At 58.3% G+C, this 25,109-nt stretch carries 22 protein-coding genes; 12 read left to right on the top strand and 10 right to left on the bottom strand.

The annotated features are described in order from the left end of the window. Positions 1–79 precede the first annotated feature (79 nt). Positions 80–3,928, bottom strand: a complete 3,849-nt coding sequence (locus EAH74_RS21750; RefSeq protein WP_140681005.1) for a sensor domain-containing protein — start codon at positions 3,926–3,928, stop codon at positions 80–82. A gap of 285 nt (positions 3,929–4,213) precedes the next feature. On the opposite strand from EAH74_RS21750, the gene ettA reads away from it, so the two are divergent. Further along, a complete protein-coding gene (ettA, locus tag EAH74_RS21755) occupies positions 4,214–5,878 on the top strand; it encodes an energy-dependent translational throttle protein EttA (RefSeq protein ID WP_140681007.1) in 1,665 nt (554 codons plus the stop codon). A 156-nt stretch (positions 5,879–6,034) separates the two neighbouring features. Here the strand turns inward: ettA and EAH74_RS21760 are convergent, their stop codons facing one another. The 4 genes from EAH74_RS21760 to EAH74_RS21780 form a co-directional block, all read right to left on the bottom strand. After that, complete coding sequence (locus EAH74_RS21760; protein WP_140681009.1) at positions 6,035–6,529, bottom strand: GreA/GreB family elongation factor; 495 nt, start codon at positions 6,527–6,529, stop codon at positions 6,035–6,037. A gap of 70 nt (positions 6,530–6,599) precedes the next feature. Beyond that, on the bottom strand, positions 6,600–6,956 hold the full coding sequence (locus tag EAH74_RS21765; protein ID WP_140681011.1) for a hypothetical protein: 357 nt from the start codon (positions 6,954–6,956) through the stop codon (positions 6,600–6,602). 216 nt (positions 6,957–7,172) lie between these two features. Further along, positions 7,173–9,026, bottom strand: coding sequence for a DUF4105 domain-containing protein (locus tag EAH74_RS21775; protein ID WP_140681015.1), 1,854 nt, complete (start codon positions 9,024–9,026; stop codon positions 7,173–7,175). Positions 9,027–9,131: 105 nt separating this feature from the next. Continuing rightward, positions 9,132–9,620: a DUF3015 domain-containing protein gene (locus tag EAH74_RS21780; protein ID WP_046048781.1), complete on the bottom strand. Its 489-nt coding sequence runs from the start codon at positions 9,618–9,620 to the stop codon at positions 9,132–9,134. Between the two features lie 276 nt (positions 9,621–9,896). On the opposite strand from EAH74_RS21780, the gene EAH74_RS21785 reads away from it, so the two are divergent. Then, positions 9,897–12,335 (top strand): Lon protease family protein, encoded by a 2,439-nt coding sequence (locus tag EAH74_RS21785; protein WP_140681017.1) that lies wholly within the window; start codon positions 9,897–9,899, stop codon positions 12,333–12,335. Positions 12,336–12,659: 324 nt separating this feature from the next. After that, a complete protein-coding gene (locus EAH74_RS21795; RefSeq protein ID WP_046048783.1) occupies positions 12,660–13,001 on the top strand; it encodes a hypothetical protein in 342 nt (113 codons plus the stop codon). Positions 13,002–13,006: 5 nt separating this feature from the next. Here the strand turns inward: EAH74_RS21795 and EAH74_RS21800 are convergent, their stop codons facing one another. Further along, positions 13,007–14,836, bottom strand: coding sequence for a hypothetical protein (locus EAH74_RS21800; RefSeq protein WP_140681019.1), 1,830 nt, complete (start codon positions 14,834–14,836; stop codon positions 13,007–13,009). A gap of 159 nt (positions 14,837–14,995) precedes the next feature. Between EAH74_RS21800 and EAH74_RS21805 the strand changes: the two genes are divergently transcribed. The 3 genes from EAH74_RS21805 (at position 14,996) to EAH74_RS21815 (ending at position 16,656) form a co-directional block, all read left to right on the top strand. Then, a complete protein-coding gene (locus tag EAH74_RS21805) occupies positions 14,996–15,484 on the top strand; it encodes a TIGR00645 family protein (protein ID WP_033054284.1) in 489 nt (162 codons plus the stop codon). Between the two features lie 133 nt (positions 15,485–15,617). Next, complete coding sequence (locus EAH74_RS21810) at positions 15,618–15,917, top strand: DUF6482 family protein (RefSeq protein ID WP_123367771.1); 300 nt, start codon at positions 15,618–15,620, stop codon at positions 15,915–15,917. 121 nt (positions 15,918–16,038) lie between these two features. After that, on the top strand, positions 16,039–16,656 hold the full coding sequence (locus EAH74_RS21815; RefSeq protein WP_046048787.1) for an FKBP-type peptidyl-prolyl cis-trans isomerase: 618 nt from the start codon (positions 16,039–16,041) through the stop codon (positions 16,654–16,656). Positions 16,657–16,791: 135 nt separating this feature from the next. Here EAH74_RS21815 and EAH74_RS21820 read toward each other — a convergent pair whose 3' ends face one another. The 3 genes from EAH74_RS21820 to EAH74_RS21830 all read right to left on the bottom strand — a co-directional run bounded on the left by EAH74_RS21820 (position 16,792) and on the right by EAH74_RS21830 (position 18,732). Continuing rightward, entirely contained in the window at positions 16,792–17,049 is a 258-nt protein-coding gene (locus EAH74_RS21820; RefSeq protein WP_140681021.1) for a PA4570 family protein, read from the bottom strand. A gap of 206 nt (positions 17,050–17,255) precedes the next feature. After that, positions 17,256–17,597 (bottom strand): zinc ribbon domain-containing protein YjdM, encoded by a 342-nt coding sequence (locus EAH74_RS21825; RefSeq protein ID WP_123367772.1) that lies wholly within the window; start codon positions 17,595–17,597, stop codon positions 17,256–17,258. 166 nt (positions 17,598–17,763) lie between these two features. After that, a complete protein-coding gene (locus tag EAH74_RS21830) occupies positions 17,764–18,732 on the bottom strand; it encodes a polyprenyl synthetase family protein (protein ID WP_123367773.1) in 969 nt (322 codons plus the stop codon). Positions 18,733–18,972: 240 nt separating this feature from the next. On the opposite strand from EAH74_RS21830, the gene rplU reads away from it, so the two are divergent. The 5 genes from rplU to EAH74_RS21855 all read left to right on the top strand — a co-directional run bounded on the left by rplU (position 18,973) and on the right by EAH74_RS21855 (position 22,748). Continuing rightward, positions 18,973–19,287, top strand: coding sequence for a 50S ribosomal protein L21 (gene rplU, locus EAH74_RS21835; protein ID WP_003176051.1), 315 nt, complete (start codon positions 18,973–18,975; stop codon positions 19,285–19,287). Between the two features lie 34 nt (positions 19,288–19,321). Continuing rightward, positions 19,322–19,597, top strand: a complete 276-nt coding sequence (gene rpmA, locus EAH74_RS21840) for a 50S ribosomal protein L27 (RefSeq protein ID WP_140681023.1) — start codon at positions 19,322–19,324, stop codon at positions 19,595–19,597. 194 nt (positions 19,598–19,791) lie between these two features. Beyond that, on the top strand, positions 19,792–21,015 hold the full coding sequence (gene cgtA / locus EAH74_RS21845; protein WP_123367774.1) for an Obg family GTPase CgtA: 1,224 nt from the start codon (positions 19,792–19,794) through the stop codon (positions 21,013–21,015). Positions 21,016–21,152: 137 nt separating this feature from the next. Next, positions 21,153–22,271 (top strand): glutamate 5-kinase, encoded by a 1,119-nt coding sequence (gene proB, locus EAH74_RS21850; protein WP_123367775.1) that lies wholly within the window; start codon positions 21,153–21,155, stop codon positions 22,269–22,271. Positions 22,272–22,283: 12 nt separating this feature from the next. Continuing rightward, positions 22,284–22,748 carry a CreA family protein gene (locus EAH74_RS21855; protein WP_046052761.1) on the top strand — a complete coding sequence of 155 codons (465 nt, stop codon included), beginning with the start codon at positions 22,284–22,286 and terminating at the stop codon, positions 22,746–22,748. Positions 22,749–22,933: 185 nt separating this feature from the next. Here the strand turns inward: EAH74_RS21855 and rpsT are convergent, their stop codons facing one another. Then, positions 22,934–23,212, bottom strand: a complete 279-nt coding sequence (gene rpsT, locus EAH74_RS21865; protein WP_008154937.1) for a 30S ribosomal protein S20 — start codon at positions 23,210–23,212, stop codon at positions 22,934–22,936. Positions 23,213–23,464: 252 nt separating this feature from the next. Between rpsT and murJ the strand changes: the two genes are divergently transcribed. Then, positions 23,465–25,003 carry a murein biosynthesis integral membrane protein MurJ gene (gene murJ, locus EAH74_RS21875; RefSeq protein ID WP_140681027.1) on the top strand — a complete coding sequence of 513 codons (1,539 nt, stop codon included), beginning with the start codon at positions 23,465–23,467 and terminating at the stop codon, positions 25,001–25,003. Positions 25,004–25,109: the final 106 nt, after the last annotated feature.

Below are 25,109 nucleotides of genomic sequence, written 5' to 3' on the forward strand. Positions count from 1 at the left end.
TCACAAATCTTGTGTACACCCAAAAAACCTGTGGGAGCGAGCCTGCTCGCGAAGGGGGCATCAGCCCCGCCGCAAAGCTTCAGTCGAACATGAACAACGCATCATTGCTGAACTGCGCTTCAAACCGGTTCGCCGGCATCGGCCGCCCGAACAGATACCCCTGAACCTCGTCGCAACCATGCTCACGCAGGAAGTCGAGTTGCTCGTGGGTTTCCACGCCCTCGGCGATAACCGCCAGATTGAGGCTGTGGGCCATGGCGATGATCGCGCGGGCAATCTGCGCATCCTGCTCACCCGACGGCAGGCCGTCGACGAAGGTGCGGTCGATTTTCAGAACGTCGATGGGGAACTGCTTGAGGTAGTTGAGCGATGAGTAACCGGTGCCGAAGTCGTCGACCGCAATGCTCAGGCCGAGATTTTTCAGCCCTGCGAGAATCTGCATCGCTTCGCTGACTTCGCGCATCAGGATACTTTCGGTCAGTTCCAGCTCCAGGCACGCCGGCGGCAGGCCGGTTTCCTTGAGAATATTGGCGATTCGCGTGCCGAGCTGGCCGTCGGAGAATTGCCGGGCCGAAATGTTCACCGACACCTTCGGCACCCGGACCTTGGCCTGATGCCAGGTCTTGAGCTGACGGCAGGCCTCGCTGATCACCCAGTCACCGACATCCACCACCAGGCCGAGCTCTTCGAGCACCGGAATGAAGTCTCCCGGCGGCACCAGACCGCGTCGCGGATGGCGCCAGCGCAGCAAGGCTTCGGCGCCGGTCAGGCGTTTGCCATCGCCGCTGAACTGCGGCTGGTAATACAGCACAAATTCGTCTTGCTCCAAGGCATGACGCAAGTCGCTTTCCAGCTCCAGACGCTCCAGGGCGCTGGCGTTCATGTCGGCCTGATAGAACTGGAAGTTGTTCTTGCCGCGCTCCTTGGCGTGATACATCGCGGTGTCGGCGTTTTTCATCAGCTGGCTGAGTTCGTTACCGTCCTGAGGGCTCAGGGCGATGCCGATACTGGCGGTGACGAAGAACTCGCGGCCTTCAAGCACAAACGGTTTCACCAGGCTGGCGAGAATCTGTTCGGCCACATGAATCGCCCGGTTCAAGGCAATTTCACGGTTGGCCCGCGGTTGCAGCAGCAAGGTGAATTCATCGCCGCCCATGCGCGCCACAGTATCGTCATCATCGACACAACCGAGCAGGCGCGTGGCCATTTCCTTGAGCATGCGATCGCCGGCGGCGTGGCCCAGGGAGTCGTTGATCGGTTTGAAGCGGTCCAGGTCGAGGAACATCAGCACTACCCAGGACTTCTGCCGTTCGGCCGATTGCAGCGCCGAGTGCAGGCGATCCTGGAACAGCGTGCGGTTGGGCAAGTGGGTCAGGGCGTCGTAATAGGCGAGGCGGTGAATCCGCTGCTCACTGGCCTTGCGTTCGCTGATGTCGCTGAAGAAGCACACGTAGCTGGCCAGATCGCCTTCGTCATCCAGCACCGCCGTGATCCCGACCCAGGCCGGGTAATGCTCGCCATTGCGTCGTTTGAGCCAGACTTCGCCTTCCCACGTGCTGTGCTGATGCAATTGCTTGAGCACGTACCGCAGATGGGCTTCCTGCTGCTCGTCGACGGTCAGCATGTTCGGCAACTGGTCGAGCACCTGCTCCACCGCATAACCGCTGACACGGCTGAAGGCTTCGTTAGCCTGGACGATGTAGCCGGCCGGGTCGGTGATCAGGATCGCAGAAGTCGAGTGCTCGAATACTGTCGCGGCCATGCGCAGGTCTTTTTCGGCCCGGCGTTGCTGGCTGATGTCGCGACCGACGCCCAGCACGCCTTCGAATGCACCGTGTTCATCCCAGACCAGCACCAGCCGCAGTTCGATAGGAATCTTGCGCCCGTCGGCCCGCAGGCAGTCGAACAAAAACAGTTGGGTCTGCACCTGGCTGCGCAACAGCGCCAGTTGGTCGGGTTTATTCAGCGCTTTGCTGACCCGATCCATCAGGTGGTAAATGCCGGTCAGCTGTTGCGGGTTGGCGATGGTCGACTGCCAGCCGTTCTGGAAAATCCAGTCGGCGTCGTAGCCCAGCACGGCTTGCACCGACGGGCTGACGTAGTTGAGCGCCATCTTGCTGTCAGTCGAGAAAATCACGTCGCTGATGCTTTCGGCGAGCATCCGGTAGCGCTGCTCGCTGTCGCGCAGGGACTCACTGGCTTCAATCTGATCGGTGATGTCCTTGGCCACGCCGATGATTCGCGTGACCTGATCGTGCTTGTCCCGCGCCAGCGCCTGTTCGCGGATGTCGAAGCGCCGCCATTTGCCGTCCCGGTGACGGAAGCGCAGTTGGCATTGCATCAATTGTCTGTAACCGGCCAGCCGCTGGGTTTGGCGCGAGCGGTGGTAGAAGTCGGCATCTTCGGGGTGCAGCAGAATTTCCCAGAAATACTCGCCCATCTGGTGCAGTTCGGTACGGTTGTAACCGAGCGTCTGGCCCAGGTGGTGGTTGCTGAAAATCATTCGCTGGCTGATCACGTCTTGCACGTACAGATGATCCGGCACGGTGCGTACCACGTCGGACCAGAATCCTTCACGTTCCAGCAGGGACAGTTCGACGAGCTTGCGACTGGTGATGTCGGTGATGCTCAGGATCACCGCTTTATAGTCGTCCTGGTCTTCCGGCAGACGCAGGACCAGCCACAAGTGCTGGTCGCGGCCATTGGCGTCTTGCAGTTTGATTTCCAGTTCAAGCTGTTTCTGCTGGTTGAGCACCGCGTCGAGCACTTGATCGCCGATGGCGGTGCCGTCCTGCGGGTTGCCGTCGATCAGCAGTTTCCAGGCTTGATCGCAGGTGTTGACGTTGAGCAGTTGCAGGGCGACCAGGTTGACCTCGGTGATGCGCAGTTCCTGCAGCAGTTGCTGGCGTTGTTCCGGTGTTTCGAGCCAGGCCTTCAGGTGTTCGCTGCTGTGCAACTGAGCCTTGTCGAAGAAGCTTTTGAGCCCGGACACATCGAGCACACACAGGGCGACGCCAGTGCCTTCGAAAATATCCTGATAGCGTCGACGGCCTTCGTGCACCTGGCGTTGGCGGCGGCGCATGTTCAGCAGGGCGATGAACGGCAGCAGCGAGAAAGCCAGGCCCAGAAGGCATTTGCCGATGAGCGCCGGCAGCAAGTGTTCGATCACCCGTTGTCGGTCGAACAACCCGCGCAGTTGCCAGTCGCTGCTGCTCAGGGGCACGGTCAGCACGCTGTTGGCCAGTTCATCCGCTGTCATCAACGACGGAGTGGCCAAGGGCTGCGCATCGTCGCGGCTGACGATCTGGTGATTGACGCGGTTTTCCACCAGCCACAGCGGGCGAATACCGGTTTCGTTTTGTTTGGTCAGCGACGAGAAAAATGTCGGCGTCAGGCGTAGAACCCAGTAGCCGCGAATGTTACCGCTGGCCTGATGCAGGAGCAGATGCACCACCGAACCGTCATTGGCGTTGCTGAAATAATGGGCCTGGGCGTGACTGCGCCGGACCAGTTCGCTCAGATACTCGGCGTCGTCGCTGTCGTCGGCACTGTCATTGAGGACTTTCCCGGAAGGACTGAGCAGCGCGAGGCTGCGCAGGTCCGGCAAGGACTTTTGCAGTTTGCGCAACAGCGCCTGCTGTTCGTCGGCGCTTTGCGGTTGTTCGACGATCGGTAGCAGGTTGAGGGCGATCTGGGCGTTGAGCGCCATGTTCAGGCTGACTTGCGAGGCCAGATCGGCGGTGTAGTCGATGGTGTACTGACGCTGGTTTTTCTGGGTTTCTCGCAGCTGATCCAGCAACTGCCAAAACAGCAGCGCGAGCAGCAGCAGGACGAGCATCGCCAGCGCGCCCTTCAAGGAGCCACGCAGGGGTGAGCCAGTCGCAGGATTGAGTGCGCTCACGGAAGAAGGTGGGGAGACATTAGACAAACTGTAATCCTGCGGTTTGGCTGGACTGGCGCGACGTGCACTATAAGCCGGACGCCCGAAGGGCGGCTAGCATGCCCTGAGTTGTGGCAAAGTGCCAGTCCTGCTCGGCTGGACTGCCTTCCGTCAATCAGGTAGCTTTGCCGGTTACGCGGGAGCGTTCCAGCTCCTAGACTCAGGCTTTTTTAGCGCGCACGCATTGATACCTATCAATCGGACGACGCGCACGGCCTGGCCGGGCATCGCCCGCGCCCCAATCATTCATCGTTCACTGACCCTAGGTTCTCCATGGCTCAATACGTATTCACCATGCATCGGCTGGGTAAAGTTGTTCCGCCGAAGCGGGAAATCCTGAAAAACATTTCGCTGTCGTTCTTCCCGGGCGCCAAGATTGGCGTACTCGGCCTTAACGGTTCGGGTAAATCCACCCTGTTGAAAATCATGGCGGGCGTTGATACCGAGTTCGATGGCGAAGCCCGTCCGATGCCGGACCTGAACATCGGCTACCTGCCGCAAGAACCGATCCTGGACCCGACCAAGACCGTGCGTGAAGTGGTTGAGGAAGCGGTCAGCGTGATCAAGAACGCCCAGGCTCGCCTGGACGAGGTCTACGCGGCTTATGCTGATGAAGATGCCGACTTCGACAAACTGGCCGCCGAACAGGCCAAGCTCGAAGCCATTCTGCAAGCCAGCGACGGCCACAACCTGGATCGCCAACTGGAAGTCGCCGCCGATGCGCTGCGTCTGCCGGCCTGGGATGCCAAGATCGAATTCCTGTCCGGTGGTGAGAAGCGTCGTGTGGCACTGTGCCGCCTGCTGCTGTCTGCTCCGGACATGCTGCTGCTCGACGAACCAACCAACCACCTGGACGCCGATTCCGTCGCCTGGCTGGAGCACTTCCTGCACGATTTCCCGGGCACTGTGGTAGCGATCACGCACGACCGTTACTTCCTGGACAACGTTGCCGGCTGGATCCTCGAACTCGACCGCGGCGCCGGTATCCCGTACGAGGGCAACTATTCGGGTTGGCTCGAAGCCAAGTCCGATCGTCTGGCTGCCGAATCCAAGCAGCAGTCGGCTCACGAAAAAGCCATGAAGGAAGAACTGGAGTGGGTGCGTAAAGGCGCCAAGGCCCGCCAGTCCAAATCCAAGGCTCGTCTGCAACGCTTCGAAGAAATGCAATCGCAGGAATTCCAGAAGCGCAGCGAAACCAACGAGATCTACATCCCGGCCGGTCCACGCCTGGGCGACAAGGTCATCGAATTCAAAAACGTTTCCAAGGGTTATGGCGATCGCGTGCTGATCGACAACCTGTCGTTCTCCATGCCTAAAGGCGCCATCGTTGGCGTGATCGGCGGTAACGGTGCCGGCAAATCGACCCTGTTCCGCATGCTGATGGGCAAGGAAACACCGGATTCGGGCAGCATCGAAGTCGGCGAAACCGTGCAACTGGCGTGCGTCGATCAAAGCCGCGAAGACCTGGACGGCAGCAAGACTGTGTTCCAGCAAATCTCCGACGGTTCCGACCAGATCCGCATCGGCAACTACGAGATCCCGTCGCGCACCTACGTCGGTCGCTTCAACTTCAAGGGTGGCGATCAGCAGAAGTTCGTCAAGGACCTGTCCGGTGGTGAGCGCGGTCGCTTGCACCTGGCCCTGACCCTGAAAGAGGGCGGCAACGTCCTGCTGCTCGACGAACCGTCCAACGACCTCGACGTTGAAACCCTGCGTTCCCTGGAAGAAGCCCTGCTGGACTTCCCGGGCGCTGCCATTGTGATCTCTCACGATCGGTGGTTCCTTGACCGCGTCGCGACTCACATCCTGGCGTACGAAGACGACTCGCAAGCGGTGTTCTTCGAAGGTAACTACACCGAATACGAAGCCGATCGCCGCAAACGCTTGGGCGAAGCCGCAACTCAGCCGCATCGTGTACGGCACAAGAAACTGGCCTGAATCAGGTTGGTTGCATAAAAAACGGAGCCCTCGGGGCTCCGTTTTTTTTGGGTTTTCCAGTGAGACCGCGGCGCGGCCTTCGCGAGCAGGCTCGCTCCCACAGGGGAATGCATTTCAAGTGTGGGAGCGAGCCTGCTCGCGAAGGCGGCTTAATGGTCACTCAATATCTATATTCAAAATCTCAATCACCAAATCCCCCACCGGCCGCTTCCAGACCACCTCATCTCCGACCTGCGCGCCCAACAGTGCCCGACCCAATGGCGAACCCCAGTTGATCAAACCAGTGGCGGCGTCCGCCTGATCCTCGCCCACCAACTGCACGCACTGTTCATTGCCCTGTTCATCGGCGAACGTCACCGAGCCGCCAATCTGTACCTTGTCGGTCGAGGAGGCCGGGACGACTAACTGGGCGCTTTGCAGTCGCTGATTGAAATACCGCCAGTCACGCTCAAGGTCGGCCTGGCGCTGTTTGTCAGCCAGTTCACCTTTTGCACTTTGTTCATTGAGCAGGTTTTGCACCTCGGCGAGTTTCGCTTGAAGCTGGGCGAGACCGGCCGGCGTGACGTAATTGGGCTGCGCACTGACTTGCCGTTCGACGGGCTGATCGGCTTGCGCGGCGGCGTTATCTTCATTGACGAAGGCACGACTCATGGTTTTCTCCCGTTATAGGGTTTGGGCCATGGTCGCAGGCTTTTAGTTTCGACAGATATCTGTCAGCGACTTATTGCGAGCGAAAAGCACGAGCGGCGTCCTGGTCCTTCTGCTGCTGCCAGGCTTTGTCCCGGTCGTCCCAATGGTGGCTGCGATAATCCTCACGGTCCTCGCTTTCGCGCATCGCCTGACACTGACGGAAGCCATCGCTCCAGCCCTCGGCGTACTGCTTGTCCTTGAGGTAACGCGCAACGTTTTTACGAAACTCTCCGGTGATTGCCCCCGCCGCTTGCCGGCCACTGCTGCAACCGTCATCGAAGCCATCGGCGAATGCCGGTGGATAACCCTTGGCGATCAGATCCTCGTGGGTCGTCTGGCAACCCGCGATCAACATCAGCAAACCCACCACACCCACGCAACGCCACATCTCAGACTCCCGACCGTCAACGGCCTATAGGAGAAGTCTAGGAGTGGATTCGTGAGGTGTTTGTGGAAGGTCTGTGAAAAATCTATTGATCACCACAAAACAACTGTGGGAGCGAGCCTGCTCGCGAAAGCGGTGGATCAGCCAACGTTGATGTTGACTGACACTGCGCATTCGCGAGCAGGCTCGCTCCCACAAGGGAATAGCGGAGCTTATGGGTTAGTAGTGATACCACTTCACCTCAAGCATCACTTCGTTCTCGGGTGAAGCCAGGTGGCTGAACTCTCGCTGGGCACTCAGGCGCAAACCCAGGTTGCGCGACAATTCCCACTGCTGATTCAGACTCACGCTACGGCGCACTTCGCCGTTGGTGAAAAAGTCGCCCTTGGCTTCCAGGCTGAGGTTGCCCAATGGGTTTTTCCACAGCAAACCGCTGTTGAAACCCGCCGCCGGGGCGATGAAGCCAGCAAAGTCGTTGTTGTGTTCAATGCGCACGGTGCCCAAAGCAAAGCCGAGCATGTCGTCGCCCAGTTGCCAGGTCCCGCCGCCACCGCCATTGACGTGGCTGACCAGGGTTTCGTCGTCATGCTTGCCCGGCACGCGCTCCAGGCCGCCGGTGACTTGCCACGACAGTGGCTGCAGCAATTCATTGCGCGGGGTCAGGGAGCGGATGGTCGCCAGGTCCAATTGCTGCAACTGCCAATGATTGCCTTCGTACTGGCGCAGCTTCATTTGCAAGATTTCGATTTGTGCGCCGAGGGGGAAGCTCTCGGCGTTGTCGTTGAGGTCGTGATAAGCCATACGCAAGCCATACTCGCCAAACGCCTTGTCGCCTCGAGTGCCGATACCGGCCTGCCAGGTGCGCGATTCATGGCCGTCCTCGGGCAGGCCGGGTTGCGGGATGTCCAGTTCCGGTGCCGGGTTCTGGTTGATCGCCCGCAGAAGTTCGAAACTGCGCTGCGCCCGTTGCGGATCACGCTCCTGGCCGTTGGCGCGGTAGCGCTCCAGGCGATAGGCAGCGTCGATGATCAACGCCTGACGATCCTTGGGTTGAGCCTTGAACGCCGGCTCTTGCAGTTGCTTCTGGTCGGCGCTGACTTTCAGCACCCAATCCTGTTCCTCAGTGGTCAGCGGCTCGGCGCGGCTCAGCAGTTCACGTTCGCGAGACGGTCGGTACTGAATGGATTCCACCAGTCCGGCTTCTTTCACCGCTTTGACGGTGTCCGTAGGAATCGCGGTCAGCGGGAATTGTTCGGTCAGTCGCAGGCTCGGGCGGGCCACTTGCAGCAGTTCCAGCAGACGATAAGAGCAGTTTTCGTCGAAGAAAAAATAATCGAACTGGATCTGTTTGAGCTCCCAGACGTGCTCGACCATGCGCTCGGTTTCCGCCTGGGTCAGATTGAGGCGGTACTCCCATAGATCGCGGTTCTCGAGGCTGCGGTATTCCGAGAGTTTTTCTTGATAGGGCACCAGCGCAAACAAACCGGGATAGCCGCCCATCAAGCCTTTCCAGGCATACAGGATGCTGTTGTCCGAGCCTTCGATGTACGCGCCGAAGTTGATCGCATAACTGAGCAGGGCGGTTTGATCGCTCTGCACATTGGCCTGGTCGATGCGCAGCAATGTATGGCCGAACATCGATGATGGACTGTTCAGATACGCTGCAGGGAAAATCATCACCGCACTGTGGGGCGAAACATCCTTGAACCATTGCTTGAATTCAGTGCAGTCGAGCGTCGGCAGATCGGTCAGGTTGAGCTGTGCCTTGAGCCAGCGGGTGCGAGCCGGGTAGACGCATTGCGCATGTTTTTCACCAGCACTGGCCGGGGCGTACAGCGCTTGCACGGTCGCCGCCAGCTCGCGGTCAGGATGTTCATTGCCGTCGGCGGCGAGGAAGAATTTCTTGTCGCTGACATAGCTGCGCCAGCCGCCGAGTTTGGCGGTTTCGTAGTGGCCCAGGGAAATCCAGAAGGGGTCATTGGCCAGTTGCTGCAAACGTTGATTGTCGATTTTGGGCGTGGCAGACAGCGGGGCGCAGACACAGAGCGCCAGCCAGGCAAGGCGTTTGAGCATAGTGGGCAACTTAAGTCGAAAGAAACAAAGACCCAAAGGGGCAGGCCAAAAGGGCCAGGTTCAAAAAACAAAACCCGCTCCCCGAAAGGAGCGGGCGGGTCGAGCTTAAGCTTGAGTGGCGTACTTGGCCAGACGAGGATCGCTCTTCAGGACGGCCAGGGTGTTGGTATGCACGTCGTCAGCGGTCACGTCAGCCTTGCTGAAGATCTGCTGGAAGTGCTCATGAGTGACAGCGGCGAAATGCGCACGGTCTTCCGGCGCCACGCCCAGTACCACAGCGTAAGTGGTCAGCGCTTCGCCCTGACCCTTGGCCATGTCTTCGGACAGCTCGTTCATCATGCCATTCATGGCAATCCAGGATTTGCCGCCATAGGTCAGCGACGCATTAGTCGCGCAACCGTTGGTACCGGAGGTCATACCGAACGTTGCGTTGCCGGAAGTGCCGTTGGTGGTGGATGCCAGGAAATGAGCCGGGGTGCCACGCTGACCTTCGAACAGCATGTTGCCCCAACCGCAATCCGGGCCGCCTGGCGCCTGAGCCATGGCGTTGATGGATACAGCGGTGAAGAGAGTACCGAGAAGAATCCGTTTCATAGCTTTGTTCTCTTTATGTGCATACCAATGGACAAGGGGTCTGGCCCAATCCGGCGCCAGTGGGCCAGTTATTAATCCAGCCGCGCAGTTTGGAGTTTAGGCACGATCCCGGGGTTCCGTGATTTTTTGCAAAACATTCATTGAAAACATTGATTTGGCCCCGGCCCGCCTGGGGATGTCGCTTTGTCTATGCTTTGGCTAGAGGCGCGCCTTGCAAGTGAGGTATGGGCAGCGCCAGAATGCCGCTATCTGCCCCGCCTGATGTAAGGAAGCCCGATGCCTGATCCTGTTGCTGCCAGCTTGCGTCTAGCGCCCGAAGCGCTGACCCGTCCGTTTTCCGCTGAACAGTTCAGCTTCTCTACCACCAATGATTTGGAGCCCTTCCGCGGTGTGCTTGGCCAGGAACGTGCGGTCGAAGCGCTGCAGTTCGGTGTGGCGATGCCACGCCCCGGTTACAACGTATTCGTCATGGGCGAGCCCGGCACCGGCCGGTTTTCGTTCGTCAAACGCTACCTGAAGGCCGAAGGCAAACGCCTGCAGACCCCGGCGGACTGGGTCTACGTCAACAATTTTGATGATCCTCGCGAGCCTCGTGCCCTGGAATTGCCGTCGGGTACCGCCGGCGCCTTTATCGATGACATCAACGGCTTGATCGACAACCTGCTGGCGACTTTTCCGGCCGTGTTCGAGCACCCGTCCTACCAGCAGAAGAAAAGCGCCATCGACCGCGCCTTCAACCAGCGTTACGACAAGGCGCTGGACGTGATCGAGCGCCTGGCGCTGGAGAAGGACGTTGCGCTGTACCGCGACAGCACCAATATCGCCTTCACCCCGATGAGCGAAGGCAAAGCTGTGGACGAAGCCGAATTTGCCCAGTTGCCGGAAGCCGATCGCGAGCGTTTTCACGACGACATTTCATGGCTGGAAGAGCGGCTGAACGAAGAACTCGCCAGCCTGCCGCAATGGAAGCGTGAGTCGAGCAATCTACTGCGCCAGCTCAACGAAGAAACCATCACCCTGGCCTTGCAACCCTTGCTCGCGCCGCTGTCGGAAAAGTACGCGGAAAACGCCGGCGTTTGCGGTTACCTGCAAGCGATGCAGGTATATCTGCTCAAGACCGTGGTCGAGCAACTGGTGGACGACAGCAAGACGGACGCCATCGCCCGCAAGCTGCTGGAAGAGCAATACGCACCGAGCCTGGTGGTCGGTCATCCGTTCAGCGGCGGTGCGCCAGTGGTCTTTGAGCCGCACCCGACTTACGAAAACCTGTTCGGCCGCATCGAGTACACCACCGATCAGGGCGCGCTCTACACCACGTATCGACAGTTGCGTCCGGGTGCGCTGCACCGCGCCAACGGCGGCTTCTTGATTCTTGAAGCAGAAAAAATGCTCAGCGAGCCGTTCGTGTGGGATGCGCTCAAACGCGCGCTGCAATCGCGCAAATTGAAAATGGAATCGCCGCTGGGCGAGATGGGCCGTTTCGCCACCGTGACCCTGACACCGCAACACATTCCGCTGCAGGTCAAAGTCGTCATCATTGGCGCCCGGCAGTTGTACTACACGCTGCAGGACCTCGATCCGGACTTCCAGGAGATGTTCCGTGTACTGGTGGACTTCGACGAAGACATCCCGATGGTCGACGAAAGCCTGGAGCAATTCGCCCAGTTGCTCAAGACCCGCACTTCCGAAGAAGGCATGGCGCCGCTGACCGCCGATGCGGTGGCGCGTCTGGCGACTTACAGTGCTCGCCTGGCTGAGCACCAGGGGCGTTTGTCGGCGCGGATCGGTGATTTGTTCCAATTGGTCAGCGAGGCGGATTTCATTCGCCAACTGGCCAGTGACGAAATGACCGATGCCGGGCACATCGAACGTGCGCTCAAGGCCAAGGCCACGCGTACCGGGCGCGTCTCGGCGCGGATTCTCGATGACATGCTGGCCGGGATCATCCTGATCGACACGGATGGCGCGGCGGTGGGTAAATGCAACGGGCTGACAGTGCTGGAGGTCGGCGACTCGGCGTTCGGTGTACCGGCGCGGATTTCCGCCACGGTCTATCCGGGCGGTAGCGGCATCGTCGACATCGAGCGCGAGGTCAATCTTGGCCAGCCGATTCACTCCAAAGGCGTGATGATTCTCACCGGGTATCTGGGCAGCCGATACGCCCAGGAATTCCCGCTGGCGATTTCCGCGAGTATCGCCCTGGAGCAGTCCTACGGTTACGTCGATGGTGATAGCGCATCGTTGGGCGAGGCTTGCACGCTGATTTCGGCGCTGTCGAAAACCCCGCTCAAGCAGTGTTTTGCGATCACCGGCTCGATCAACCAGTTCGGTGAAGTACAGGCGGTGGGTGGGGTCAACGAGAAGATCGAAGGCTTCTTCCGACTCTGCGAAGCGCGCGGGCTGACCGGTGAGCAGGGAGCAATCATTCCCCACGCCAACGTTGCCACGCTGATGCTCGACGAGAAAGTGCTGACGGCGGTGCGCGCCGGGCAGTTCCACGTCTACGCCGTGCGCCAGGCTGATGAAGCCTTGAGCCTGTTGGTCGGCGAGCCGGCCGGTGCGCCGGACGCCGATGGCCAGTTCCCTGAAGGCAGCGTTAACGCGCGGGTGGTGGAACGCTTGCGGGTCATCGCAGAAATGATCAGCGAAGAGGACCTCAAGGACGCCGAGAAAGAGATGGCGCAGGAAGCCTTGTTGGAAACCAAGCCCGCCTGATACAGAAACAATTTGAGGATCAGATAGATCCACTGTGGGAGCGAGCCTGCTCGCGAAGAGGGAGTGCCAGTTGACGTCAATGTCGCCTGACACACCGCTTTCGCGAGCAGGCTCGCTCCCACATTTGTATCCGGCGCACTCCGAAAAAGTGCCATCAGTCTGGCGTCAATATTCACACAATGACCATTCGGCGCCTTCTGGTCTCACTTGACGTGCTAGTCAGACTTTTCCTCTATTCTCAGGTCAAGGATATCGACAGTAATCACTGGATCGAGACAGCCCTCCCGTGGGGGCTGAATACCGGCTCTACCGAGGGTCGCCGCCATGTCGCGCAACCTCTGCCTCACCCGTCAATGCCTGGGCCTTGTGACCCGTATCGAGTGTGCCATCCGCCCATTGGCGGGGGATACGGGCATGTGGACCTTGCTCTTCGCCGCCGGAATGGCCGGCGAACAACCTTCTGCCATCAAAGCCCAGGGCCCGTTTCATGGTCCCTTTGTGGCTGAGTCGATCCTCGACACCATCGTTGAAAGCCTCACCCTGCACGGGTATGAACTGGCCGATGATCCGCAAATCTGGTGCCTGCACCTGCAAGCTCAGCTGCGGGAAATCAATGGTGGCCGCTGCCGCAACCCTGGAGGTTTCGAGTTTCGGCCCGAGCACTGAACAGGCTATTGAGCAAGGTTGGACGTGTCCGCCTTGTCGAGTTTGACCTCGAAGCCATATTGCACGGTGGAGAGATCGGTTCGTTGATAGGTTTCCAGGCGGGCAGGCTGCCCGTAGAAGTAATGCACCCCCAATAATGCCGGGCCTTCTGCGCTCGCATCGTGGCTGACCGAAAGAATCTCCTTCAGATAATTGCCGCTATCGTCCTTGGCGAAGAAACGCCAGTCCTGGGCGGGAAACTGCTTCAGATCAACCACCAGCGTATTGCCTTTGAGCGCCAGGCCTTTGGGCAACTGGTGGGCGTCGATGGTTTTCTTTTCGACGGTGGCGAGAAACAGCGGCATGGAGCCCACCGCGAAAGCCGGGGTTTCCGGAAACAGGTTCAAGTCGTAGGTGATGATGCCGCGCAGGGAATCGACCTGATAAGCCTCTGGCGGCAATTCGATCGGCCCATCGCGTTTGCCGTTACCGTCCTCAGTAAAGAAACTGACCGGGCTGTCACCGGGGCTGAAGGAGGTGCCGAGCAGCTCATCATTGAAGCTTTTGGGGTGATCGAACTCGATACGCGCGGCGCTGGGGTCTTCGACCGACTGACTGATGCTGACGCTCTTTTTCAGTTGTTCCTCGCCAAGAGTGGCGCCCTTGAGCCAGGTCGGGGCCTGATCGTCGTACACCACCACCGGCGGCGTCAGTGGCTGGATGGTCTTTTGCGTGGTGTGTGGGTCGAAGCGAAGTACCGGCAGGTTCAGGTCCTTGCGGGTCACCGTGGCGGTTGAATAGTCCAGTACGCTGACCTCAAGAGCTTCGATCGGCCCGTTGAAGTACACCTTTGAATAATGGTGGCTCTGCTGCTTCTCAAAGGCGCGCTGCTCTTCATCGATCTGTTTCTCGAAGCTCTCGCTCCAGGCTTTCTGCTGTTGCATTTTCGCCAATTGCTTTTGATAGAAGGCTATTTGTGCAGAGGTTTCGTTGATCGAGCCTGAGCGCGCGAGAAATTGCCCGGTGCTGTCCTTGGCCTGGACGATCAGCGGGTTCACGGGTGTTTCGCTGACTTCGGGGGCCAGTGGTGCGCTGTTGTTGAATTCGATTTCGGCGTAGTTGTTGGCAAGGTTCAGCAGGGTGACGCTGAGGTTGTCGTTGGTGCGAGTCTGGCCAACGTCCTTTTTCGTCAGGTCGAAGCTGTAGAGTCGGCGCGGAGCGATCACTTCCACCTTGCCTTGCAGACTCACCGGTTGTGGCTGGTTCTTTTTGTCCACGTCCAGGCCGTCGATGAATGGATAGGTCACCGTCAGGTCTTCGGGGTTGGTCAGGTTTGAGCTCGATGGGCTCAGTTGAATTCCAGGATCGGTTTCTGACCATTCCGGCTGAAACGGGATGACGCGTTTGTTGCTCAAGGTCACCGATTGCCATTCAAGATTATGGGGAAAGAGAAACGCGACTGGAATGTTGAAGCTGAAGGGGAACACCGGTTGCAGATCGGTCAGGTAGTCGGAACTGGAATCTTTGTGCAGCACGAACAAGCCGTTGATGTACGTGTCGACCAAGGCCTGGGGCGTCGGATAGTGCTTTAGGACGGCGAGGGCGTCTTCGCCATATTCTGTTTCCACCGGTTTGCTGTCGAGCTTGAGTTGCGCACGCTCGAGCAACAACAGTGAGCCGCCGAGTTCAGCCACGGCATCCTTGAGTTTTGGGTCCTGAATCGCATCCAGAGACTTCTCGAACTGCGCCGTCTTTTCCTCGAGGCTGACCTGGCGCTTCTCATCGCTGGGTGAGCAGGCGCTCATCAGCAAAGCCAGGCAAATTCCGGCGCTCGTCAAAGGCAATCGCACATCCATTTCCCGTCTTCCTGTCCGATGTCGCTGAGCTGTCAATGCTTTGGACACTAGCAGAAAAACCTTGTCACACACGCGCAGGTTGCGGATTTCCCAATGGTTTCTGGGTGTAACGGGCGGCTGTTATACTCGCGGCCATTTCCAGGCCTTGTGTGAGATTTAATGGAACGCTTTATCGAAAATGCAATGTACGCCAGCCGCTGGCTGCTGGCGCCGATCTACTTCGGTCTGTCCCTTGGGCTGCTGGCCCTGGCGCTGAAATTCTTCCAGGAAGTGTTCCACGTCATCCCTAACGTGTTCTCGATGGCCGAGTCGGATCTGATTCTGGTGCTGCTCTCGCTGATCGACATGGCGCTGGTAGGCGGTTTGCTGGTGATGGTGATGATTTCCGGTTACGAGAACTTCGTTTCCCAACTGGACATCGACGACGACAAGGAAAAGCTCAACTGGCTGGGCACCATGGATTCCTCTTCATTGAAGATGAAGGTGGCCGCTTCCATCGTGGCCATTTCGTCCATCCACCTGCTGCGGATTTTCATGGACGCCAAGAACGTCGATCCCGAGCATTTGAAGTGGTACGTCATCATCCACATGACCTTCGTGATTTCGGCGTTTGCCATGGGTTATCTGGATAAGCTGACCAAGCACTGATCGCTTTTTATCGCTATACCAAACCGCCTGTCTGTTGCGAAACAGACGGGCGGTGTTGTTTGTGGCTTGTACTTTGATGCGCCGAGGCCTATGCCTGTAAGGATCTTGGCTCGCCACTGTGTGAGGTGTGTTCATGAACCTGCAAGAGTTGAATGCTTATGCCATCGCAGGGAAGGTCGATGAGCTCAATCTGATTTCAATGGAAGGTGGGATCTACCTGTTGGAAGCGCGGATGCATGGCGCGGCGTACCCATTGAGTGATGCCCGCGGCCAGATGTTTCATTTGCGGTCGGTCGAGCATGCACGTGAAGTGCTTCATGCCTTTCCCAGCTTGCCGTTCAACCTTGTACACGTTTCGGTGCATGACGAGATGTGTGGACTCGGTGCTAGCTCCGAGGGAAGCCTGAAGGTACCAATCGCGTGGCAGCACTGACGGCTCTCATCAACCCAATGACATCTGTGCTAGTCTGCTGGCCCTTTTGGTTCCGGGCGCTCCGGGACGCGCTGTGTACGCACGGCAAGTTCCAGGGCCGTCCGCACAGCGGAGCAGTGTCATGTCCGAAGTAAATCTGTCCACCGACGAAACCCGCGTCAGCTACGGTATTGGCCGTCAGCTGGGCGATCAACTGCGCGACAACCCGCCACCAGGTGTTAGCCTGGACGCGATCCTGGCGGGTCTGACCGACGCTTTCGCCGGCAAGGAAAGCCGTGTGGGTCAGGAAGAAATGTCCGCGAGCTTCAAGGTTATTCGCGAAATCATGCAAGCTGAAGCCGCTGCCAAAGCCGAAGCCGCTGCTGGCGAAGGCCTGGCATTCCTGGCTGAAAACGCCAAGCGTGATGGCATCACCACCCTGGCTTCCGGCCTGCAATTCGAAGTGCTGACTCAGGGTGAAGGCGCCAAGCCAACCCGTGAAGATCAAGTGCGCACCCACTACCACGGCACCCTGATCGACGGCACTGTGTTCGACAGCTCCTACGATCGTGGTCAGCCTGCAGAATTCCCGGTTGGCGGCGTGATCGCTGGCTGGACCGAAGCCCTGCAACTGATGAACGCCGGCAGCAAATGGCGTCTGTACGTGCCGAGCGAACTGGCTTACGGCGCTCAAGGCGTTGGCAGCATTCCGCCGCACAGCGTACTGGTATTCGACGTCGAACTGCTCGACGTTCTGTAAGACCCGGCTCGATATCACATCGGGCTAATGTGGGAGCGAGCCTGCTCGCGAATTCGGTCTGACATTCAACACTGATGTTGTCTGACACACCGCCTTCGCGAGCAGGCTCGCTCCCACAATTTTTTGCGCTGATTTTCATATTTCGATCTTGTGGTGCAGTTCGCTTGTCGGGCGCAATGCCCGGGCATAGCAGAACAGAAACAGATTGCGCACCAGTTCCTTGAGCACCACCGGCTCGCTGGAACTCAAGCCGTTGACGTCCAGATCACCCTGATCCTGCAGCTCGCTCAAGGCTTCTTCTTCAAGCACCGCACAGACTTCCCCGGTTTCCCGATGCAGGATCCTGAGGTAAGGGTGTGGGCGGTCCAGCCAGGCATCGATCAAATAAGTCATGGGTCTCATCTCCATTGATTGGTTTTAATGAGAATAATTCTTATTCATCAAATAGCAAGGACCTATTGGCGGTTTGTGTTTTTTTAAGGGCGAAGGTTGCGTAAGGTCAAAACCGCTGGCGTTTGGCTATTGCGAGGGATTGTTGGGCGAAGCGGGGGAGGGTGAAGCACCATCCCACGCCGGGCGCGGGATGGAAGACAGCAGGCTCAGACTTTTCTGACGAACTCGGATTTGAGCTTCATCGGGCCGATGCCGTCAATCTTGCAGTCGATGTCGTGATCACCATCGCACAGGCGGATGTTCTTGACCTTGGTGCCGACCTTGACCACCAGCGACGTGCCTTTGACCTTGAGGTCCTTGATCACGGTGATGGTGTCGCCGTCCTGCAGGACGTTGCCGACCGAATCCTTTTTCACGGTGTCATCGGACACTGCTTCGGCTTCGCCGCCGGCGGACCACTCGTGGGCGCACTCCGGGCAGATCAGCTGAGCGCCGTCTTCATAGGTGTATTCGGAATTACATTTTGGGCAGGGTGGCAACGTGCTCACTAAAGCTCCTTGGATTCAGGATCGCTAAAAAGCGCACATTGTATAGGGTTTTGTCGGAGGAGGGAGCTGGCAGCAAAAGATCGCAGCCTTCGGCAGCTCCTACAGGGTTTTGTGTGCGCCTGTAGGAGCTGCCGAAGGCTGCGATCTTTTGATCTTGCTGTAAAAATCAGTGCGTACGAGCGACCGCAAACTCGCTCAACTCGACCAGCGCATCGCGGTATTCGCTGGCGGGCAGCGCGTCGAGGCATTTGATCGCGCGGGCCACGTAGTCGCGGGCCAGCTGGGCGGTGTAATCCAGCGAACCAGACGCTTCCACGGCTTCGCGGATGCTTTCCAGGTCTTCGATGCCGCCTTTCTGGATCGCCTTGCGCACCAGTGCAGCCTGCTCCGGCGTGCCTTCGCGCATGGTGTAGATCAGCGGCAGGGTCGGTTTGCCTTCGGCCAGATCGTCGCCGACGTTCTTGCCCAGGGTTTCGGCGTCGCCTTTGTAGTCCAGCAAGTCGTCGACCAGTTGGAAAGCCACACCCAGGTGATCACCAAACGTACGCAGAGCTTCTGCCTGTTCCGATGTAGCTTCGCAGAGCGCTGCAGCACTGTGGGTCGACGCTTCGAAGAGCATCGCGGTCTTGCCGCGGATGACTTCCATGTAGGTTTCTTCAGTGGTGCTGGCGTCACGGACCTTGGACAGCTGCAACACTTCGCCTTCGGCGATGATGCGCGTGGCTTGCGAAAGGATTTTCATCACCGGCATGGAGCCCAGTTCGACCATCATTTCGAAGGACCGCGAATACAGGAAGTCACCCACCAGCACGCTAGGGGCGTTGCCCCACATGGCGTTGGCGGTCGAGCGGCCACGGCGCATGCCGGACATGTCGACCACGTCGTCATGCAGCAGGGTCGCGGTGTGCAGGAACTCGATGGTCGCGGCCAGCAGGCGCAGGTCATCGCCTTCGCGACCCAGAGCCTTGCCACACAGCAAAACTAATAGAGGGCGCAGGCGTTTACCGCCAGCCGAGGTAATGTAATCGCCGATTTTCGATACCAGCGGCACTCGGGAAGTCAGCTGCTTCTTGATGATGCCGTCGACGGCGCTAAAATCGTCCGCCACCGCGCGGTAGAAAGCTTGGGGTTGCATCAGCGACAGTTGCTCCAGAAGGGTTGCGCGGCATGCTAGGACCCGCGTCGACGGGTGTCAAGGTACGATGGACGGCCTCTTGCATAGCCTCGGTAGCTTGCGTACAATCGCGCACCCTGAACTTCCTGGGCAGCACCTGCCTTACGCAATTGCAAACAGGCCTTCCAGCCTTATGCAGCCATGCCAGCCAATACCTCTTCTTATAAAGAGCTGGGTGAGCAGGATTATCGGAGAAATACCATGTCGTACGCAGTAATTGTTACTGGTGGCAAGCAATACAAGGTCGCCCCAGGTGAATACCTGAAGATCGAAAAACTGGAAATCGCTACCGGCGAATCCGTTACTTTTGATCGCGTTCTGTTGGTCGCCAATGGCGATGACGTGAACATCGGCGCTCCAGTTGTTGCAGGCGCTACCGTTGTGGCTGAAGTGATCTCCCAAGGTCGTCACGATAAAGTCCGCATCATCAAGTTCCGTCGTCGTAAGCACCACATGAAGCGTATGGGCCACCGCCAGTGGTACACCGAGATCAAAATCACCGGTATTCAGGCTTAATTTCAGCCTAATTCCTCACTAGGAGAATTGACTCATGGCACACAAAAAAGCTGGTGGTAGTACCCGTAACGGTCGCGACTCAGAAGCCAAACGCCTTGGCGTGAAGATGTATGGCGGCCAGGTTATCATTCCGGGCAACATCATCGTGCGTCAGCGCGGCACCCAATTCCACGCCGGTTACGGTGTTGGCATGGGTAAAGATCACACTCTGTTCGCTAAAATCGACGGCGTGATCAAGTTTGAAGTAAAAGGCGCTTTCAACCGCCGTTACGTGAGCATTATCCCGAAGACTGAAGTCGTCGCGGCATAATTACGTAGTTGCTGGAAAAGCCCTGTCTCGCGACGGGGCTTTTTCGTTTGTGGGGTGAGTCTCTTGCAAAGCTGTTTGTGATGGGCTCCAGCGCTGGATTTGCGGTCGTTGATTGAGGTCGCTGCGCTCATTTTTGCAAGAGTCTTATGTCTTAGTGTTTTTCGGCTCGTCCGTATGACGAGAGGCGTTTTGTTATGAAGTTTGTTGATGAAGTATCGATTCGAGTAAAGGCCGGTGACGGCGGCAACGGTTGCATGAGCTTCCGTCGCGAGAAATTCATTGAAAACGGCGGCCCGAACGGCGGTGATGGTGGTGATGGCGGCTCGGTCTACATGATCGCCGACGAAAACCTCAACACCCTGGTGGACTACCGTTACACCCGGCACTTTGATGCCGAGCGTGGTTCCAACGGCGGCAGCACTGACTGCACCGGCAAGAAAGGTGAAGAGCTGGTCCTGCGTGTTCCGGTCGGTACTACCGTCATCGACTCCGCCACTCAGGAAGTGATCGGCGACCTGACCAAGGCTGGCCAGAAACTGCTGGTGGCTCACGGCGGCTGGCACGGTCTGGGTAACACCCGTTTCAAATCCAGTACCAACCGTGCTCCGCGTCAGACCACTCCGGGTAAGCCGGGTGAGGCGCGTGATCTGAAGCTGGAAATGAAGGTGTTGGCTGATGTCGGCCTGCTGGGCTTGCCGAACGCTGGCAAAAGTACCTTCATTCGTTCGGTGTCGGCCGCCAAGCCGAAAGTCGCCGACTACCCGTTCACCACGCTGGTGCCGAACCTGGGTGTGGTCAGTGTCGATCGCTGGAAAAGCTTCGTGGTTGCGGACATTCCGGGTCTGATCGAAGGTGCTTCCGATGGCGCAGGCCTGGGGATTCGCTTCCTCAAGCACTTGTCGCGTACGCGTCTGCTGCTGCACCTCGTGGACATGGCGCCGCTCGATGATGCCAGCGCCCCGGATGCTGCGGAAGTGATCGTCAGCGAGCTGACCAAGTTCAGCCCATCCCTGGCTGAGCGTGATCGTTGGTTGGTGCTGAACAAGTGCGACCAGATCCTTGAAGAAGAGCACGATGAGCGCGTCAAGGAGATCGTTGATCGCCTGGAGTGGACTGGTCCGGTCTACGTGATCTCGGCCATCTCCAAGCTGGGCACCGAGCGTCTTTGCCACGACATCATGCGTTACATGGAAGATCGTGCTGATCGCTTGGCTAACGACCCGGTTTACAAAGAAGAATTGGCCGAACTCGATCAGCGCATCGAAGACGAAGCCCGTGCTCAGCTGCAGGCCCTGGATGACCAGCGTGCCCTGCGCCGTAGCGGCGTGAAGTCGGTCCACGACATCGGGGACGATGATTGGGACGAAGAAGATGTGGATGACGAAGACGGTCCGGAAATCATTTACGTGCGTGACTGATTCGTTGCAGTAAACTTAAGCGCCGCTCAATCGAGCGGCGTTTTAGTATCTGGAAATCGATCGTTGGTCAGCAATAACCACGATTAACGTCACGGGCAGTGCCAGGTCGCGCTGTCCTCAAGCTAAGGTTGAAGATGATGCGGAGCAAGGTGACAGGTGCGCAGCGTTGGGTCGTGAAGATCGGCAGCGCTTTGCTGACGGCGGACGGCAAGGGCCTGGATCGCGCGGCAATGAGTGTTTGGGTCGAGCAGATGGTGGCTTTGCATGAGGCTGGCGTCGAGCTGGTGCTGGTGTCCTCCGGGGCGGTGGCGGCCGGCATGAGCCGCTTGGGCTGGACCGTACGACCCAGTGCGATGCACGAGTTGCAGGCCGCTGCCGCCATCGGTCAGATGGGGTTGGTGCAGGCCTGGGAGTCGAGCTTTGCCGAGCATGGCCGGCATACCGCGCAGATTCTCCTGACCCACGACGACTTGTCCGACCGCAAGCGCTACCTGAACGCCCGCAGCACCTTGCGCGCGCTGGTCGAGCTGAAAGTTATTCCGGTGATCAACGAGAACGACACCGTGGTCACTGATGAAATACGTTTCGGCGACAACGACACCCTGGCGGCGCTAGTGGCCAACCTGGTCGAAGCTGACTTGCTGGTGATTCTTACCGATCGCGATGGCATGTTTGACGCCGATCCGCGCAACAACCCCAACGCCAATCTGATTTACGAAGCGCGCGCCGATGATCCGGCGCTGGATGCGGTGGCGGGCGGTACGGGTGGTGCGCTGGGGCGTGGCGGTATGCAGACCAAATTGCGTGCTGCGCGACTGGCGGCTCGCTCCGGTGCGCATACCATCATCGTTGGCGGGCGTATTGACCGTGTGCTGGATCGTCTCAAGGCAGGCGAGCGCATCGGCACCTTGCTGTCGCCTGAGCGCGGCATGTTGGCAGCGCGCAAGCAATGGCTGGCCGGGCACCTGCAAACCCGCGGCACGCTCGTGCTGGATGCCGGTGCGGTGACGGCGCTGTCCCAAGGCAACAAAAGTTTGCTGCCTGTGGGTGTCAAGCTGGTCCAAGGCAGCTTCCGTCGTGGCGAGATGGTGGTTTGCGTGGCGCCGGATGGTCGTGAAATCGCCCGAGGCCTGGCCAACTACAGCGCGCTGGAGGCACAAAAAATCATCGGTCAGTCGTCTGAGGCGATTGTCGGTCTGTTGGGTTACATGGCGGAGCCGGAACTGGTTCACCGCGATAACCTGATCCTGGTCTGAGGGAATACCTGAATGCGCGTGGCAAAAGGATTGTTGGGTCTGCTGTTGGCGATGCCGCTGCTGGCCTCGGCCGAGGAGATTGGTCAGGTGTCGACGGTGTTCAAGTTTGTCGGTCCGAACGACCGCATCGTCGTCGAAGCGTTTGATGATCCAAAGGTTGAGGGTGTGACTTGCTACCTGTCGCGAGCCAAGACGGGTGGCGTAAAGGGTGGTTTGGGATTGGCTGAAGATCGCGCGGAAGCGTCTATCGCTTGTCGTCAGGTCGGGCCGATCAGCTTCAAAGGCGAGTTGAAGGATGGTGACGAGGTGTTCAAGGAGCGCACGTCGCTGGTGTTCAAGACCATGCAGGTAGTGCGATTCCTTGATAAGAAGCGCAATACGCTGGTGTACCTGGTCTATAGCGATCGAGTGATCGAGGGTAGTCCGCAGAATGCGGTCACCGCCATCCCTATCCTGCCGTGGGCGAACGCTCAATAAGCTAGCGAAGATCCAAATTGTGGGAGTGAGCCTGCTCGCGAAGAGGGAGTGTCAGTCGGCATTAATGTCGTCTGACACGCCGCTTTCGCGAGCAGGCTCGCTCCCGCATTTTTTTGCGGTGCTTTTGCCAAATCGCAGGCAATAAAAAACCGACCCTGGGGTCGGTTTTTTAACAAGCTTATCGCTTATGCGGCAACAGCAAGGTTCAGAGCCTTGACGTGACCGTTCAGGCGGCTCTTATGACGAGCAGCCTTGTTCTTGTGGATGATGCCTTTATCGGCCATACGGTCGATAACTGGCACGGCCAGAACGTAAGCAGCTTGAGCTTTTTCAGCGTCTTTTGCGTCGATGGCTTTAACTACATTCTTGATGTAGGTACGAACCATGGAACGCAGGCTGGCGTTGTGGCTGCGACGCTTCTCAGCCTGTTTTGCACGTTTTTTGGCGGAAGGTGTGTTGGCCACCGTCGAGCTCCTCGAAAGACTTTTTAGGAAATAGCAAACAAAATAGGCCGCGAATCATGCCGATGAGTTGATGTCTTGTCAAGGGCGGTTGAGACGTTCCGCTAAGTGGTAGGTATAAAGAGGCGGGATATTTATTTCCGGCGCTTGACCTGTAAACTCGCGAGCTTTGGCTCTGTGCTGCTGCGGCGCGGAGTATCGCATAAGTAGGCGCTTTGTTCGCCTGCTGTTTATCGACAGGCACAAACTCTTTCAATGAATCTGCTCAAATCGTTGGCCGCCGTCAGCTCTATCACGATGCTTTCCCGGATTCTGGGGTTCGTTCGTGACACCCTTATCGCACGTACATTTGGTGCGGGGATGGCGACCGACGCCTTCTTTATCGCCTTCAAATTGCCCAATCTGCTGCGACGGATCTTCGCCGAGGGGGCTTTTTCCCAGGCATTCGTGCCGATTCTTGCTGAATACAAAAGCCAGAAGGGCGAGGAGGCGACGCGAACCTTCGTTGCCTACGTCTCGGGCTTGCTGACGCTGGTTCTGGCGTTGGTCACTGCTTTGGGCATGATCGCTGCGCCGTGGGTCATCTGGGCGACCGCGCCGGGCTTCACCGATACGCCGGAAAAATTCGAGCTGACGGCCAGCCTGTTGCGCGTGACCTTTCCTTATATATTGCTGATCTCCCTGTCTTCATTGGCCGGGGCGATCCTCAACACGTATAACCGCTTCTCGGTGCCGGCCTTCGTGCCGACCCTGCTCAACGTCAGCATGATCATCTTTTCGGTGTTCCTGACGCCGTACTTCGATCCGCCGGTCATGGCGCTGGGTTGGGCGGTTCTGGCGGGCGGTCTGGCGCAATTGCTCTATCAGCTGCCGCACCTGAAAAAGATCGGCATGTTGGTGCTGCCGCGCCTGAACCTGCGTGACAGCGGCGTCTGGCGGGTCATGAAACAAATGCTGCCGGCGATTCTCGGCGTGTCCGTGAGCCAGATTTCTCTGATCATCAATACCATTTTCGCCTCTTATCTGGTCGCCGGTTCCGTGTCCTGGATGTACTACGCCGACCGTTTGATGGAGTTGCCGTCCGGTGTTCTGGGTGTGGCGCTGGGTACGATACTTCTGCCGACCCTGGCCAAGACCTACGCCAGCAAGGATCGCCAGGAATACTCGCGAATCCTCGATTGGGGGTTGCGCCTGTGCTTCATGCTGGTGTTACCGTGCTCCCTGGCGCTGGGGATTCTCGCCGAGCCGCTGACGGTTTCTTTATTTCAGTACGGCCAGTTCAGCGCGTTTGACGCCTCCATGACCCAGCGGGCGCTGATCGCTTATTCGGTCGGTTTGCTCGGGATAATCGTGATCAAAGTGCTGGCGCCGGGCTTTTATGCGCAACAAAACATCCGCACGCCGGTAAAAATCGCGATTTTCACGCTGATCGTTACCCAATTGTTCAACTTGGCGTTGATCGGCCCGCTGGCTCACGCCGGCCTAGCACTGGCCATCAGCATCGGTGCGTGCATTAACGCCGGCCTGCTGTTCTATCAACTGCGCAAGCAGCAGATGTATGAGCCGCAACCGGGTTGGGCGAAGTTCGGCTTCAAGCTAGTGATTGCAGTGTTGGTGATGTCTGCTGTGTTACTGGGCGGGATGCATTTCATGCCAGCCTGGGATCAGGGGCATATGCTGGAGAGGTTCCTGCGTCTGGGCGCATTGGTCGTTGCCGGTGTGGTGGCTTATTTCGGCATGTTGCTGTTGATGGGCTTCCGTTTGCGCGACTTCAATCGCAAAACGCTGAGCTGAGGTCACGACCTTGATAAACACGGGCGAATCGACGGTTTTGTCGGCTCGATCACTTTGGGTTACGGTGTTGCCTGTCGTCGGCCGCCGGGTGTGGTTATAATCGACC

Source organism: Pseudomonas mandelii (assembly GCF_006438925.1).
Lineage (GTDB): Bacteria > Pseudomonadota > Gammaproteobacteria > Pseudomonadales > Pseudomonadaceae > Aquipseudomonas > Aquipseudomonas mandelii_C.